The organism is Acrocarpospora catenulata, from assembly GCF_018476525.1.
Classification (GTDB): domain Bacteria; phylum Actinomycetota; class Actinomycetes; order Streptosporangiales; family Streptosporangiaceae; genus Acrocarpospora; species Acrocarpospora catenulata.
The window spans coordinates 279,532-293,986 of sequence record NZ_JAHCST010000005.1 but is presented as its reverse complement, the minus strand read 5'-3'; the positions used below and the strand labels follow the sequence as shown (position 1 = coordinate 293,986).

The following is a 14,455-nucleotide window of genomic DNA, read 5'->3' as shown; positions in this document are numbered from 1 at the left end:
CACAGCGCCCCCGCCACCCCAAGCGGGAGGGTGGCGGCGACGCGCTGGGAGGGATGGATCAGGGAAGGCAGCCCGCCAGGTTGGCGGGGAGGTTCTGCGGTGGAGCTATGCCGCCGAAGAAGAGGCGGGCGCAGTCCACCGTGAAGCCGGGGGCTTCCTCGGGGGTGAAGTGGCCGGCGTCGGGGGCGACGACCTCGCGGACGTCGGAGGCCACGTTGCGGAAGGAGTTGGCGATGAAGCCGCCCAGCGAGTACTGGCCGCCCATCGCCAGGACCGGCATGGTGAGCCGCTTGGCCTCGGCGTTGGCCTGGTTGTCGGCGGAGTCGGCGGCGAGCGAGCGGTAGTACTCGTAGCCGGCGTGCCGGTCGTCGGGGTCGGCGTAGGCCCGGTAGAAGTCGTTCCTGGCGATGGCCTCCGGATGCCGGGCGCCGTCGTAGAAGTAGTCGAGCACCACCTTGACGTCGTCGTTGTCGATGACCTTCTCGGCCAGCGGCGCGGGCGCGATGTTGAAGGTGAAGTGCCAGCTGTAGGGGTAGAAGTCCTCCTGGCCGAAGCCGGGGAGCACCGACTCCACCACGGCCAGCCGGGAGACCTCGTTCGGGAAGTCCCGCGCGTACGGGTAGGCGACCTGACCGCCGACGTCGTGGGCGAGGATCTCCACCTTGTCCTTGAAGCCGAGCTTGCGCACGGCCTCGCGGACCCGGCGGGCGGTGGTGACCTTGTCGTAGCCGCCGGAGAAGTGGCTGGAGTCGCCGAGCCCCGGCAGGTCGATGGCGATCACGGTGTGCTCGCGGGCCAGGCCGGGGATCACCTTCTGCCAGGTGACCCAGGTGCCCAGCCAGCCGTGCAGCAGCACCAGCGGCGGGCCGCTGCCGGCCCTGACGTAGTGGAGGTAGCCGCCGTCGACGGCGACCTTGCCATGGGTCAGGGCCGGGGTCTGGTTCTTCTTGTCCTTGCCGCCCGTGCTCGCGGCGGCGCCGGTGCTGAACAGGGCCAGCAGCACCGCCACGAGCGCGGCGACGGCGACCCGCGCCCGGCTCATAATCGGCTCCCCGACTCGCTGGAATTTGTGGTGATACGCACAGGTCCCTCCTTTATTTCTGGTGCGTTAATCGTGAAATAACAGGGAACCCACACGCATCTTTAGGAATGCGCGAACGTGAAATGCACTTTGCGCCCGACGCGCTGCGCCTCGGCGAGCAGATCCTCGCCCCACCGGGGCCAGAGCCCGGCCATCCTGGAGGTGAACACGACGGTGTCCACCGACTGGCTGCCGAGCGGGGTGAGCAGGCCCATCAGGTGGTGCGCGCCGGAGCGGGCGGCCAGCTCGGCGTCGAAGTCGAACAGCTCGGCCTGGGGCAGCCCCGTGGGCACCGACCCGCCCGCGCCGATGACGGCGATCCGGTCGCTGGGGGCGATCTCCGCGGCCGCCCGCGCCAGTTCCGGGGAAACGTCCAGGTCGCGGACGGAGGCCTCCCAGTCGAGGATGGCCCGGAACTCATCGTCGCAGGTCCAGAAGAGGATGCGCGGGATGAGCAGGGCGAGCAGCTCGACCGCGGGCTCGGGATGCATCCTGAGGAAGTAGCGCAGGTTGATGCTGACCTCCTGCATGCCGCTCTCCCGGTCCCGCTCGTGCGGGAACTCCACCACCCAGGCGGTGCGGGACAGGGCCAGCGGGACGCCGTGCTTGAGCAGCTTGTAGCCCAGGTGCATGTCCTCGGCGCCCCACCGGTCGAAGCCCTCGTCGAAGCCGCCGACCTCGTGGAAGTCCCTGGCCCTGACCGACATGTTGATGCTGAAGGCCATCATCCACGGGATGGTCAGGCGGCTCAGGTCGAAGCCGCACTTCTCGTACCAGCCGTGGCGGATGTCCAGGAAGCCGGACCGACCGGCGTAGTGGGCGACCACCTGCTCGGGCGGCATCTGGGCCATCACCGCGCCGATCTCGTCGAGCGGGTCGTCGGGGTTGTAGCCGTAGGCGTACCCGATGACGCCCTTGCGCCCGGCGTCGTGTTCGGCGAGGTGGTCGCGGAGGAAGTCGGGGCCGGCCATGGCGCCGGTGTCCAGGAAGACCAGCAGGTTGCCGACGGCCAGCCGGGCCCCGGCGTTTCGCGCGTGCCCGGCGCGGAAGCCCAGATCCTCCTGCCAGTGGTACTTCATGTGCAGGCGTCCGGCGAAGGAGTCCACCACGGCCTTGGTCTGGTCGGTGGAGCCGTCGTCGGCCACGATGACCTCGAAGTCGTCCACCGGAATACTCTGCCGGGTCAGCTGGTGCAGCGTTTCCCGGAGAATTTCGCTGCGATTGTAGGTGGGAATGATTACCGAGACCCGCCGGCGATCCGCACGCATGAAAACTCCACCTGACTGGTTGTTTGGGGGATTGTCATGTCAATCGTCCAGGCGATCGGACGCGGCCCGCATCTTCGGGAATGCGCTTCCCCAAGGTCAGCTGTACGCCTTGGCCTGGAGCGCGAACAGTTCCGAGTACAGCCCCCCGTTGCCCATCAGGGTCGCGTGGTCCCCCACCTCCGCCACCCGGCCGTCCTGCACCACGATGATCACGTCGGCCATCCGCACCGTGGAGAACCGGTGCGACACGAACAGCGTGATCGCCCCGGTCGCCTCCCCCACCCGCTTGGCCTGCTCGGCGTACCGCTCGAACAGGGCGTGCTCGGCCTGCGGGTCCAGCGCCGAGGTGGGCTCGTCCAGCACCAGCAGCAGCGGGGAGGACCGCATCAGCGCCCGGCCCAGGGCCAGCTTCTGCCACTGCCCGCCGGACAGCTCCACGCCGTCGGCGAAGGACTTGCCCAACTGGGTGTCGAGGCCCTCGGCCAGGTGGCCGAGCACGTCGCTGCCCTGGGCGCGGTCCAGCGCGTCCAGCACGGCCGCCTCGGAGGACAACTGGGTGAGGTCGCCGACGCCGACGGTCTCCCCGGCCCGGAACTCGTACCGGACGAAGTCCTGGAACCCGGCGGCGATGCGCTCGCGCCACTGGTCGACGGGGACGTGCGCCAGGTCCACGCCGTCCACCAGGACCCGGCCCCGGCTCGGGCGGTAGAACCCGCAGAGCAGCTTGACCAGCGTGGTCTTGCCGGCGCCGTTCTCCCCCACGATGGCCGCAGTGGATCCGGCCGGTAAGTGCAGGTTCACGTCGCTGAGCACCTTGGCGTCGGTGCCCGGGTAGGTGAAGCCGACGTCGTCCAGGCGGATGCCGTCGCTGAGCCGGTCCGGCGGCGCCTGGTCGCCCGCGCCGGGCGCGGCCGCCGCCACCACCTCCTTGATCCCGGTCAGCCGCCGGTACGCGCTGGACATGCGCTGGAGGTCCTGCAGCAGCGTGACGGCGGTGGTCACCTGCTGGTTGACCTGGGCGGCCAGGGCGATGACCAGCACCACCTCGCCCACCGAGCGTGCCCCGGCGATGGCGTCCCTGACCACCAGCAGCACCGCGCCCACGTAGGCCAGCGCGAAGACCACCTGCCCGGCGGCGCGGAGCCAGGTGGCGGCCAGGTGCGCCCGCCACAGACCCCGGGTGGCGTCCGCCCAGAGCCGGGTGTGCCGCCCGCGCAGCTCCCGGCCCAGGCCGAACACGCGCAGTTCCCCGGCGAGCCTGGCCGAGGTGGACAGGTGGAACAGGTTGAGCGCGACCCGGGTGGGCTCGGCGGTGGTGGTGCGCGCGTTGTCCCGGATGCGCTCGGCCATCCGGCCGGTGACCAGGGGCGGGATCGCGGCCAGCGGCAACAGCAGCAGCCACGGGTTGACCAGCGCCAGCAGGGTGCCGGTGAGGGTCACCGCCAGGGCCAGGCCGAGGCTGTTGAGCAGCGCCTCAAGACCGACCCGGAACTGGCGGCTCTCCTGCTGGAGCACGGTCAGCGCGTCGGCGTGCTCGGCCCGCTCATGGTGCTCGATGCCGGCCGAGCCGTTGGACAGCGCGATCAGTTGTTCGTCGAAGTCGAGTTCGGCCAGTTCGGAGAGCTCGAAGTAGGCCAGGTGGGCGAAGTGCCCGAAGGTCAGCACCATCACCGCCAGCACGGCGACCACCAGGCCCGCGAGGGTGGCGGTCGCCGCGTCCCCGGCGACGATGGCGTTGGTCATCCAGGCGAGCCCGGCGGCCAGGGCGGGCGCCGCGGCCGCCCCGGCCACCATGAGGACCACGGAGAGCGCGGTCTTGCGCCGGTCCATCCGCCAGGCGGTGCTGATCATCTTCCAGCACCCGGCGACCAGGTCTTTCACGCCGAGACTCCCTCGTCGGTGAACCGGTCGGCCTGGAGGTGGAAGAGCGTGGCGTAGCGGCCGTCGAGGGTGAGCAGTTCCTCGTGCGAGCCCTGCTCGATGATCTTGCCGTGTTCCAGTACGACGATGAAGTCGGCCTGGCGCACGGTGGAGAAGCGGTGCGAGATGAGCAGGGTGGTCGCGCCCTGGGTGAGACCGGCGAAGTCGTCGAAGAAGAGGGCTTCGGCGCGTACGTCCAGGCTCGCGGTGGGCTCGTCCAGGACCACGATCGTGGAACCGTGGCGGAGCGCGAACAGCGCCCTGGCCAGGGCCACCCGCTGCCACTGGCCGCCGGACAGGTCGGCGCCGCCGGTGAGGTGGCGGGCCAGCGGGGTGTCCAGGCCGCGCGGGAGCCGGTCCAGGGTGGCGGTCAGGCCCACCCCCTCGGCGGCGGCGCGGATGCCGTCCCGGTCGTCCATGTGGGCGACCGCGCCGAAGCCGATGTTGTCGGCGGCCGGGGCCTCGTACCTGGCGAACTCCTGGAAGATCACGCCGAGCTTGGCGCGCCACGCCTCGATCGGGTAGCTGGCGATGTCCACCCCGTCGCAGCGGATGGTGCCGGAGGTGGGCTCGTACAGCCGGGCCAGGAGCTTGACCAGGGTGGTCTTGCCGGCGCCGTTGAGGCCGACGATGGCGGTGCACCGGCCGACCGGGATGGTCAGGTCCAGGTTCTCGAAGACCGCCCGCGACTGGCCGGGGTAGCGGAAGGTGACCTGCTCGAAGGTGATGGTGTGCACCGGGTCGGGCACCGGCGGCCCCGCCGACTCTGCCGGGGTGTCCTCGATGCGGCCGGCGAAACGCTGCACCGCGTCGTAGGCCTCCATGCCGATGGCGGTCTGCAGGTCGGACTCCGGGTAGTACTCGGCCAGCCGGAGCGCGCCCAGCGCGGCCTGCATGACCAGGACGAAGGTGGTCAGGGTGAGTGTGTCGGTGGCGCCGACCAGGCCGAAGACCGCGCCGGTGGCGATCAGCGCCCAGGTGCCGAACCAGACGAACGGCCACAGGTAGACCCGGCGGCGCTCCGCCCACATCGGCCGCAGCCAGTCGAAGTAGGCGCCGCGCAGGGTGTCCCTGAGCCACCCGGCCAGGCCGAACACCCGGATCTCCTTGCCCGCGGCGGGCTGGATGGCCAGGGTGCGCAGGTAGTCGCCCTTGCGTTCGGCCCCGCCGAGGGAGAACCTGACCCGGGCGTACTTGCGCAGGCCGCCGCGCTGGCCGTACCGGAAGAGCATGACGGCGATGACCAGGCCGATGGCGGCCAGCCAGGAGAAGGCGACGCCGATGACCACCGCGTACCCGGCCAGCTGGGTGTAGCGGGCGAGCAGGGCGACCAGGCCGGAGCACGCCTGGCCGGGGCTCTGCACGCCGAACTCCAGCTCGCGGGCGGCCACCCGCAGGTCGTCCAGCGCGGCCTGGTCCTCCAGCGGGCCGATGCCGGGGGTGCGCAGCGAGGCGGCCATCAGCTGCTCCACCATCTGGCCGTCCACCCGGCGGGCGGCCAGCTCGCCCAGGGACGCCTGGAGCGGCGCGATGATCTGCTGGGCCACGAACGCCACGGCGGCCACCACGAAGACGCCGACCAGGGCGTCCCACTCGGGCGAGCCGAGACCGGCCTGCACCGCCGCGGGGACCCGGCCGAGCACCATGCTGGTGGCGATCACGAAGACCACCGGGAGCAGGCCCAGCACCAGGTTGACCAGCACCAGCAACGCCACCAGGCCGGCGCCCGCGCGGGGCACCAGCTTGGCGATCCGCCACCGGGAGCCGGCCAGCTCCCAGAAGGACATCACGTACGGGTTGCTCATGACCGCTCCCCGCTTGTTTGCAACTCGGCGAGATAGTCTTCGCAGCGGGGCAGCCCGCGCTCCTTGATGATGTTGTTCAGTTCGAAGTAGTCGAGCTCGCCGATGTGGGTGAGCAGCTCGATGATGGGCGTGCCGTACTTGGCGTACATGTAGTCGTAGTTGCCCGCGGCCTGCTCGTTGTTGCCGTCGAAGCTCTTCTCGTGCGGGCAGTGGATGGCGGCGGCCTGGCGGTTCAGCACGAACCTGGCGCCGTCGCGGAACAGGCGGTAGCCCAGGTCGATGTCCTCGCCGCCCCAGCGCTTGAACTCCTCGTCGAACATGCCGATCCGGCGGAGCCGGTCGGTACGGGCCGAGACGTTGCAGGTCCAGTAGTTGAGCCAGGGGGCGGGCAGGTCGCCGAAGTTGTCGCCGTACATCTCGTAGAAGAGCTCGCGGATGTCCAGCCAGTTGCCCTTCTCCTCCAGCCGGGCGATGGTGCCGTCGGGGTCCTCGAAGTCGATCGCCTGGTTGATCAGGATGGCGTCCTCGTTGTCGAGGTTGAAGCAGTACACGTATCCCACGACGGCCAGCGGTTCCGCGGTGGAACGGTGGCTGTCGACGTGCGCCTGGAGGCACCCGGAGTGGGCCAGCACGCCGGAGTCGATCAGTACCACGATGTCAGAACTGGCCGCCGCGATGCCCACGTTCCTGGCCTTGGCCGCCCGGTAGCCCTCGTCCTCCTGGAAGAAGTAGCGGAGGTTGAGCCGCCCGCGGAAGGTGTCCACCATCTCGGCGGTGCCGTCGCTCGACCCGTCGTCGACGACCAGCACCTCGAACTGGTCGGTCGGCAGCGTCTGGCCGACCAGCGAGTCGAGGGTGTGCCGCAGCAGTCCCACTCTGTTGTAGGTGGGGATCACCACGCTGCACTGCAATGAGCCTGCCATGTCCACTCCAGTCCACCTGAACAGGAATCCGGAATTTCAGTCTTCCGGGGGGCTCCGCGCGGACGCATCTTTCTAAATGCTGTGCCTCCGGGGGCCGGGGTCATCTGGCCTGGTCAGTGCCGGGTTTCCGGCGTGTCATGGCTGTCGCGTGACAGTTATCACGACCGGTTGGTGTTAGTTGTTTCTGGTGACTAAGGGTCATCTCGGGCGAATCTGAACATGTGACAAGGGGCAGCGAGCAGTCCAGATGCCCGCTGCCACTCCCGTCGGATCTCGGCCGCGAGCCGAGGCGGAAGGAGAGTGCCCCGATGGCCGAAAGCGTCTACGTTCTTGGTGACGAGGACCGCAAGAAGTTCGCCCGGCTGGTCGCCGCCGCGTGGTCGGAGGGCGAGGTCAAGACCCGCTACGGCCACGAGCCCCGCACCATGCTGGCCGAGTACGGCATCAGCTACCCCGAGGGCGTGCCCACGCCGCCGCTGCCCGCCCGGCCCGAGGGCGAGTTCAGCGTCGAGGAGCTGGAGGTCGCGGCGGGCGCCGAGGCCGAGGGCTGCCTGGGCTCCGCGAGCACGATCAGCACCATCGGCGGCTGCCTGGGCACCGCCTCCACCTTCGGCTGCGGGCTGGACTCCTGAGCGACGTCGGGTGACCTGTCCTGGGAGCGTGGTTCCGCCTGCGCGCTCCCAGGACGTCCAACCCCCGTGACCCGTTGCCTTCACCGGGCTGGGTTGTCATGATCCGTTTGTGACCCGATCGGGGGCTCCCGGACTGCGGACGGCCGTTCGCGCACCGCTCGAGGTGCGGCTCGGCCGCGCCGCCATTGCGGCGTTCGCCCTTTTCCTGATGGGTGGCACGTTCGCGCATTACCTCCAGGACGGCCCTTCTCGCGCGATTCCCGCCGTGATCCTGGCGACCGCGCTGGTCGCCCTCTACGTCTCGGCCAGCTTCCCGGGCCTGCGCAGAAGCCGGCTGAGTTGGGTGGCGGGGGCGATGGCGCTCCTCGTCTATGGTCCGCTGCCGTTCCTGGGCGAATGGTGGTCCGCGCCGGGGATCCTGCTCGCCGCGACGGCGCTGGGACTCCTCGCCCGGCCGTACGCGCTGCCGGCGTTCGGGCTGGTGCTCCTGGTGGAGATGGCCAAGTCGCTGGCCCTCGGGGACGATCCGGCGACGGCCCTGTCGTGGATCCTGACCGTCGCGGTGGCGTCCATCCCGCTGGCGGCGCTCACGCATTTCGTGGAGACGGCGAGGGTGCTCTACGCGACCAGGGCCGAACTCGTCGCGGTGGAGGTGGCGGCGCAGCGCGCGCGGGCGATGCGGGAGCTGGAAGGGATCCTCGGCAGCCGCCTGGACACCATCGCCGCGCGGGGCCACCGGGTGCTCGACGCCGCGGACGGTGAAGCCGAGAGCCTCAGGAAGGAGCTGCGCGACATGCTCGACGTGGCCCGCGAGGCCCAGCGGGAGATGCGCGAGTTCGCGCATCGGGAGCAACGACTCCCGTAGTCCACCGCCGGACATGATGAATATCACGATATGTCCGTGTTAGTTGGTTCTGGCTCGCGTCGACGCCGGTGACAAAACTGGAGGTCACAGGCGGTCCCCCTCCCGACCTCCGGGGAGAGCGGACCCACAGGTGTCCGACCCGGAGCCTCCCAACGAGGTGACATCATGCCGGAAGACTCGACGCTGTCCCCCGAACTACGCACCCAGCTCGCCCGGTTCTTCGCCCGCGCCTGGTCAGATGAGTCGATCAGGCGGGACTACGCGCGAGACCCGCGCGCCACGCTCGCGGACGCGGGCGTCGACTGGCCGGGCGAGCTCCCCCTGCCCGACCTGCCTGACCTGCCCGCCGGCTCCGACCAGGCCATCGACCTGGAGAGCCTGGAGTCCTCGGCGGGCGGCGCCCTCGGCACGATCGGCACCGTGAGCTGCCCCACCGGATGTTTCTCCGGCCAGACCACCTGAGAGTTCCCAGCACTTCCGAGCGGGGTGGTGGGCAGTCCAGATGCCCACCACCCCGTCGATGCAGCATCTCACAACACGCCGCGGGAGGCCCGTGATGACTGTGCACACGATCGGCTGGGACACCGCCCAGCGCAGAGGATTCGGCGAGCTCACCGCGCGGGCGTGGTCCGACGCCGGGCTCAGGCTCCGCTACGAGCGCGAGCCCGCCGCGGTCCTGGCCGAGTACGACATCCCCCTCGCCGACGGGGTCCGCGCGCCGGCGCTGCCCCCGGAGCCCAGCGCCGAACTGGTCGTCGAAACGCTCTCCGGGGGCGAGCTTCCGCCGCCGCCCTGCATGCTCAGCCTGTGCTTCTGCCTGATGGAGACGCCGCAGACGAAGGCCCCCCAATGACCATGCCCGCAATGACCATGCCCGCGGTCGAGACGCCGGGCGGCGAGCGGATCGACCAGCTCGTCGCCACGGTGCGGACCAAGGCCTGGCTCGCCGCGCTCGCCCTTCTCCTGGTCGCGGCCTGCGGGGCGAGCTGGGCGTTGCTGGGGCAGGTCCGCGACGTGGTCCTGGCCACGGGCGTGCTGGTGGCGGGGAGCGGGCCGGTGCGGGTGGCCGCCCCCGTGTCCGGCAGCCTGGCCGAGGTTCTGGTCCGCGCGGGGCAGGAGGTGACCCCGGGGACCCCGCTGGCCGTGCTCTCCGACGAGCGGGGGAACAGGCGGGTGGTGACGGCGGCGGCGCGCGGCCGGGTGCTCCGTACCGCCGCCCCCGGCGCCACCGTCGCCGTGGGCGGCACCGTCGCGGTCGTCGATCCGGTCACCGGACCACTGCGGGCGCTGCTCCTGGTCGGCCAGGACCGGGTCGGCGCGCTCACCGCCGGACAGCCCGTCACGGTCGGCGGCACGGGCGGCACGGGGCAGGGACGGGTGCGCGACGTCGATCCCTACCCCGCCTCAGGCGAGTTGCTCCGCCCACTGTTCGGCGAGGCGCTGCGGGCGGACGGCCGGTACCTGGTGACCGTCGACCTCGACCGCCCGGCCTGGCCCGGCGCCACGCTCACCCCGGTGTCGGCGGAGATCACCGTCGCGGTCGTCCGGCCCGTGGATGCGCTCTTCCCCGGGGGCAACCGTGGATAAGACGGCGAAAAGGCCACGCCCCGTACGCACCGAGCGCCGCCCGCAGATGGAGGACGCCGACTGCGGACCCGCCTGCCTCAGCATGATCTTCTCCTACCACGGCCTGCGCGTACCCCTGCACGAGATCAGGGAGCGGTGCGGGGTCGGCAGGGACGGGCTGACCGGAGCGGGGCTGAAGGCGGCGGCGCAGGAGTACGGCTTCGACATCAGCGGCTGGCGGGTGGCGGCCGATGAGCTGGAGACCTACCCCGTCCCATCGATGATCTTCGTCGATCACCGGCACTACGTGGTGCTGGAGGGCATGCGCAGGCGGTGGGCGTACGTGAACGACCCCGCCGTGGGCAGGATCCGGCTGAGCCGGGCGGAGTTCCGGAAGCGGTTCAGCGGGATCGTGCTGGTGCCGCGCCCGGGCGAGGGCTTCACGCCGGGCGGGGCACGCTTCCCCCTGGCCCGTTCGGCGCTGGCGAAGGTGCGTCCGTACCTGTCCGCGCTGCTCGCCATCGCCGTCATGGCCTTCGCGCTCGCCCTCCCCGCGGCGGCCACCTCGCTGCTCACCCGGCTGCTCCTGGGCAGGGTGCTGGTCGCGGGAGATCCCACCTGGTCCGCGCCCGTGCTGCTCGGACTGCTCGGCTGCGCCGCCTTCACCCTGGCCGGGGTCTGGGCGCAGCAGCGGCTGCTCGGCGCCGTGCAGACGGCGATGGCGGCCGACCTGTCTGGCCGCTACCTGTGGCGGATGCTCAGGTTGCCGGGCGACTACTTCCACCGGCGGATGACGGGCGGCCTGGTGACCAGGACCTCCTTCGGCGCGGGACTGGCCCTGCTCCTGTCGGACCGGGTCGCCGCGGCCGTCGCGGCGGTCCTGGCCATGCTGGTGCACTCCTCGATCCTGTTCTTCTTCCACCCGGCCTTCGCCGCGGTCGCCGCGGTGCTGGCGGCGGTCAACCTGGTGGCGATGCGCGCGGTCAGCCGCCGCAGCGCCCCGCACCAGCAGCGGCTGATCTTCGACGAGCACCGCAGGGACAGCATGGCCTTCAACGGGATCTCGATGGCCGAGTCGCTGAAGGCGGACGGCGCCGAGGGCTGGTTCTTCGCCAAGTGGGCGGGCCTGTCGGCGCGTACCCTGTCGGCCACCCAGGACCTCATCCGGGTGACGCAGGCGCTGCTGGTGGTGCCCGCCGCCCTCGGCTCGCTCGCCGGGGCCGCGATAGTGATCACCGGGGCGGTGCTGATGGCCCGCGGCGAGGTCACCATGGAGACGGTCATCGCCGCCCAGCTCCTGGTCGGCGCCTTCCTCGTGCCGGTGAGCTCGCTGGTCGGGCTCGGCGCCGAGGCGCAGATCGTGGTCGCGCAGACCAGCATGCTCGACGACGCGCTCACCGCCGAGCCCGACCCGCAGTACGCGACGCTGCCCGAGGCGCCCGAGCGGGCCGGCGGCCTGCGCGGCACGGTGGAGTTCGACGAGGTCACCTTCGGCTACGACCGCCAGCACGGGCCGGTCGTCAAGGGGCTGTCGTTCCGCGTCGAGCCCGGCCGGCGGGTCGCCATCGTCGGCCGTACGGGCAGCGGCAAGTCCACGGTCGCCCGCCTGCTCACCGGCGCGGTCCGGCCGTGGTCGGGGCGGATCCTGCTCGACGGCGTCCCCAGGGAGCAGACGCCCAGGGAGACGCTCACCACCTCGGTGGGCTACGTCGAGCAGAACCTCCAGGTGTTCGAGGGCACGGTGGCCGACAATCTCACGCTCTGGGATCCGACGGTCCCGCCGCACCGGCTGCGCGGGGCACTCGCCGACGCCTCGCTGGCCGAGGTCGTCGACCGCAGGGGCGGGCTCTCCGGCGGCTGGATCCAGGAACGGGGCCGCAACCTGTCCGGCGGCGAACGGCAGCGCCTGGAGATCGCCAGAGCGCTCGCGCTCTCCCCCTCGGTCCTCGTGCTCGACGAGGCCACCAGCGCGCTGGACGCCGAGACCGAGGCGCTGGTGGACGCGAACCTGAAGGCCAGAGGCTGCACCTGCGTGGTGATCGCGCACCGGCTCAGCACCGTACGGGACAGCGACCTGATCCTCGTGCTCGACCGGGGCGAGGTCGTCCAGCGCGGCACGCACACCGAACTCATCACCGCCCCCGGTCCCTACCGCGCGCTCGTCGAGGAAGCCTCATGAACGGACCCACGGTCAACGAGAACGGGACGCTGGCGCTCCTGCCGGGCGATGTGGCGGAGGCCGGCCGGGACGACTGGCGCGCGGCCAGGGTGGCGGCCACGGGCGAGACGCTGAGCCGGTCCTTCGCCGACCTCGCGGCCGCCGCGGGCGCGCGGCCCTCGCCCGACACGCCCCGTACGGGCGCCGACCACGCCGTGGAGGTCGTCAAGGCGCTCGGCGACCACTGCGGTTTCACCGCGCGGGACATCGGGCCCGCGCCGGGCGACCCACTCGGCGCGGCGCTGGACGCCGCCAGGGTCAGGTACCGGCGCGTACGCCTGGAGGAGCGGTGGTGGCGGAAGGCCACCGTCCCCCTGGTCGGCTTCACCCGGGAGGGCGAGCGGCCCGTGGCGCTCCTCCCGCACCGGGGCGGCTACCGGATCGCCGACCCGGCCGCGGACGTGCGCCGGGTGACCGAGGACGTGGCCGCCACCCTCGCCCCGGACGCCTGGCAGGTCTACCCGCCGCTCGGCGAAGGCATCACCTCGCCGCTCGCCCTGCTCAGGTTCGGCCTGCGCGGCGCGGGCAGGGAGCTGGCCTGGCTGCTGGCGGCCGGGGGTGGCGCCGCGCTGCTCGCGCTCGGCGTCCCCCTGTTCACCTTCGCCCTGCTGAGCGCCGCGGGAAACCCCGCCGACCGGCCGGGGATGGTCTGGATCGCCGTGGTCATCGCGGGCGCGGTGTGCGCGAGCGCCATGCTCCTCGCGGTACGGAACTCGGTGCTCGTCCGGGTGCAGGGCCGCCTGCAGGAGCGGCTCGAACCCGCTGTCTGGAGCCATCTCGTCTCGCTCGACCTGCCGTTCTTCGCCCAGTACAGCACCGGGGAGCTGGTCCAGCGGGCCAACGCCGTCTCCGACATGCGCAAGTCGCTCGGGGAGGCCGCGGTCAACTCGCTCCTGGGTGGCGTGTTCTCCCTGCTCGGCCTGCTGGTCCTGGTGGCCGTGGACTGGCGTCTCGCGCTGGCCGCGCTGGGCGGGGTGGTGGCGCTGCTGGCCGTACTGGCCGTGCGCGCGGCCCGCCAGCAGCGGCACGAGCTGGTCACCCACGAGCAGTACGGGAAGGTCTACTCGCTGCTGTACTCCTGCCTCACCGCGATCGACAAAATCCACGTCTCGGGCCGGGAGGCGCAGGTCTTCGGGCTCTGGGCGCGGCTGTTCGCCACGCAGCAGCGCGCCGCCGCCGCCGCGCGGCGCGAGCAGGCGGTGTCGGCGGCGATCGGCGCCGCGGCACAGCCGACGCTGCTGCTCCTCCTCGCGGTGACCGGACTGGCCCTGGGCGTGCCCGCGGTCTCCTTCGTGATCGCCGCCGTGGCGCTGGGCCAGTTCGTGCTCGCGCTCGGCCAGATGAACCGGGCGGTGGAGGCGGCCTTCGCCCTGCTGCCCCGGTTCGCGCGCCTGCGGCCGCTGCTGGAACGGGCGCCCGAGACGCCGCCGGGGGCGAAGGACCCGGGCGAGCTGACCGGACTGGTACGGCTCAGCGGCGTCTCCTTCGCCTACCCCGGCACCACGAAGCGGATTCTCGACGACGTGTCGATGGTGTTCCGGCCGGGCGAGTTCGTCGCGGTCACCGGCCCCTCGGGCGCGGGCAAGTCCACCCTGGTACGGCTCCTGCTGGGCTTCGAGCCGCCACGCACCGGCCAGATCCTCTACGACGGGGGCGATCTGCGCGACCTCGACCTGCGCCGGCTCCGCGCCCAGGTGGGCGTGGTGATGCAGCAGGCCAGAGTGCTCCGGGGCGCGATCCTGGAGAACATCATCGGGGACGTGCCCGGCGCCACGGAGGAGGACGCCTGGCGGGCGGCCCGCCTCGCCGACCTGGACGGCGACATCGCCCTGATGCCGATGGGCATGCACACCGTCGTCAGCGAGGACAACGCCTCCTTCTCCGGAGGCCAGCTCCAGCGGCTGCTCATCGCCAGAGCGCTGGTGAAGCGGCCCCGGATCCTCATCCTCGACGAGGCCACCAGCGCCCTGGACAACCTCACGCAGGCGCTGGTCAGCCGGAGGATCGCCGAGCTTGACATCACCAGGATCGTGATCGCGCACCGGCTGAGCACCATCAGGTCGGCGGATCGGATCTACGTACTCGACCAGGGCAGGGTCGCCGCCAGCGGCTCCTTCGAGGCGCTGGTGGACCAGAACCAGCTCTTCGCCCGCATGGTCCGCCGACAGGAGGTCTGA

Annotated in this window: 12 protein-coding genes; 7 read left to right on the top strand and 5 right to left on the bottom strand. The window is 71.6% G+C overall.

The window, feature by feature from the left end; translation table 11 throughout:
* Positions 1 to 58: 58 nt before the first annotated feature.
* The 5 genes from KIP79_RS07880 to KIP79_RS07860 all read right to left on the bottom strand — a co-directional run bounded on the left by KIP79_RS07880 (position 59) and on the right by KIP79_RS07860 (position 6,997).
* Positions 59 to 1,042 (bottom strand): alpha/beta fold hydrolase, encoded by a 984-nt coding sequence (locus KIP79_RS07880; RefSeq protein ID WP_214104007.1) that lies wholly within the window; start codon positions 1,040 to 1,042, stop codon positions 59 to 61.
* 101 nt (positions 1,043 to 1,143) lie between these two features.
* The gene (locus KIP79_RS07875) at positions 1,144 to 2,349 is read right to left on the bottom strand and encodes a glycosyltransferase (RefSeq protein ID WP_214104006.1); all 1,206 of its coding nucleotides are present in this window, start codon (positions 2,347 to 2,349) and stop codon (positions 1,144 to 1,146) included.
* A 96-nt stretch (positions 2,350 to 2,445) separates the two neighbouring features.
* The gene (locus KIP79_RS07870) at positions 2,446 to 4,230 is read right to left on the bottom strand and encodes an ABC transporter ATP-binding protein (protein ID WP_214104005.1); all 1,785 of its coding nucleotides are present in this window, start codon (positions 4,228 to 4,230) and stop codon (positions 2,446 to 2,448) included.
* On the bottom strand, positions 4,227 to 6,074 hold the full coding sequence (locus tag KIP79_RS07865; RefSeq protein ID WP_214104004.1) for an ABC transporter ATP-binding protein: 1,848 nt from the start codon (positions 6,072 to 6,074) through the stop codon (positions 4,227 to 4,229). The genes KIP79_RS07870 and KIP79_RS07865 overlap by 4 nt, the downstream gene beginning before the upstream one ends.
* On the bottom strand, positions 6,071 to 6,997 hold the full coding sequence (locus KIP79_RS07860) for a glycosyltransferase (RefSeq protein WP_214104003.1): 927 nt from the start codon (positions 6,995 to 6,997) through the stop codon (positions 6,071 to 6,073). The genes KIP79_RS07865 and KIP79_RS07860 overlap by 4 nt, the downstream gene beginning before the upstream one ends.
* Before the next feature lie 308 nt (positions 6,998 to 7,305).
* On the opposite strand from KIP79_RS07860, the gene KIP79_RS07855 reads away from it, so the two are divergent.
* The 7 genes from KIP79_RS07855 to KIP79_RS07825 all read left to right on the top strand — a co-directional run bounded on the left by KIP79_RS07855 (position 7,306) and on the right by KIP79_RS07825 (position 14,455).
* Positions 7,306 to 7,629 (top strand): thiocillin family RiPP, encoded by a 324-nt coding sequence (locus tag KIP79_RS07855; RefSeq protein ID WP_214104002.1) that lies wholly within the window; start codon positions 7,306 to 7,308, stop codon positions 7,627 to 7,629.
* Between the two features lie 109 nt (positions 7,630 to 7,738).
* Positions 7,739 to 8,494: a sensor histidine kinase gene (locus KIP79_RS07850; RefSeq protein ID WP_214104001.1), complete on the top strand. Its 756-nt coding sequence runs from the start codon at positions 7,739 to 7,741 to the stop codon at positions 8,492 to 8,494.
* A gap of 165 nt (positions 8,495 to 8,659) precedes the next feature.
* Complete coding sequence (locus tag KIP79_RS07845) at positions 8,660 to 8,956, top strand: hypothetical protein (protein ID WP_214104000.1); 297 nt, start codon at positions 8,660 to 8,662, stop codon at positions 8,954 to 8,956.
* 94 nt (positions 8,957 to 9,050) lie between these two features.
* Positions 9,051 to 9,347 carry a hypothetical protein gene (locus KIP79_RS07840; protein ID WP_214103999.1) on the top strand — a complete coding sequence of 99 codons (297 nt, stop codon included), beginning with the start codon at positions 9,051 to 9,053 and terminating at the stop codon, positions 9,345 to 9,347.
* A gap of 11 nt (positions 9,348 to 9,358) precedes the next feature.
* Positions 9,359 to 10,081 carry a biotin/lipoyl-binding protein gene (locus KIP79_RS07835; RefSeq protein ID WP_214103998.1) on the top strand — a complete coding sequence of 241 codons (723 nt, stop codon included), beginning with the start codon at positions 9,359 to 9,361 and terminating at the stop codon, positions 10,079 to 10,081.
* Positions 10,074 to 12,239: a cysteine peptidase family C39 domain-containing protein gene (locus tag KIP79_RS07830; protein WP_214103997.1), complete on the top strand. Its 2,166-nt coding sequence runs from the start codon at positions 10,074 to 10,076 to the stop codon at positions 12,237 to 12,239. The genes KIP79_RS07835 and KIP79_RS07830 overlap by 8 nt, the downstream gene beginning before the upstream one ends.
* Positions 12,236 to 14,455, top strand: a complete 2,220-nt coding sequence (locus KIP79_RS07825) for an ATP-binding cassette domain-containing protein (protein ID WP_214103996.1) — start codon at positions 12,236 to 12,238, stop codon at positions 14,453 to 14,455. Before KIP79_RS07830 ends, KIP79_RS07825 begins: the two co-directional genes overlap by 4 nt.

Coding starts and splice junctions, on each gene's coding strand:
- KIP79_RS07855 (WP_214104002.1), top strand. CDS start 7,306: ATGGCCGAAAGCGTCTACGTTCTTGGTGACGAGGACCGCAAGAAGTTC.
- KIP79_RS07835 (WP_214103998.1), top strand. CDS start 9,359: ATGACCATGCCCGCGGTCGAGACGCCGGGCGGCGAGCGGATCGACCAG.
- KIP79_RS07860 (WP_214104003.1), bottom strand. CDS start 6,997: ATGGCAGGCTCATTGCAGTGCAGCGTGGTGATCCCCACCTACAACAGA.
- KIP79_RS07880 (WP_214104007.1), bottom strand. CDS start 1,042: ATGAGCCGGGCGCGGGTCGCCGTCGCCGCGCTCGTGGCGGTGCTGCTG.
- KIP79_RS07825 (WP_214103996.1), top strand. CDS start 12,236: ATGAACGGACCCACGGTCAACGAGAACGGGACGCTGGCGCTCCTGCCG.
- KIP79_RS07875 (WP_214104006.1), bottom strand. CDS start 2,349: ATGCGTGCGGATCGCCGGCGGGTCTCGGTAATCATTCCCACCTACAAT.
- KIP79_RS07840 (WP_214103999.1), top strand. CDS start 9,051: ATGACTGTGCACACGATCGGCTGGGACACCGCCCAGCGCAGAGGATTC.
- KIP79_RS07865 (WP_214104004.1), bottom strand. CDS start 6,074: ATGAGCAACCCGTACGTGATGTCCTTCTGGGAGCTGGCCGGCTCCCGG.
- KIP79_RS07845 (WP_214104000.1), top strand. CDS start 8,660: ATGCCGGAAGACTCGACGCTGTCCCCCGAACTACGCACCCAGCTCGCC.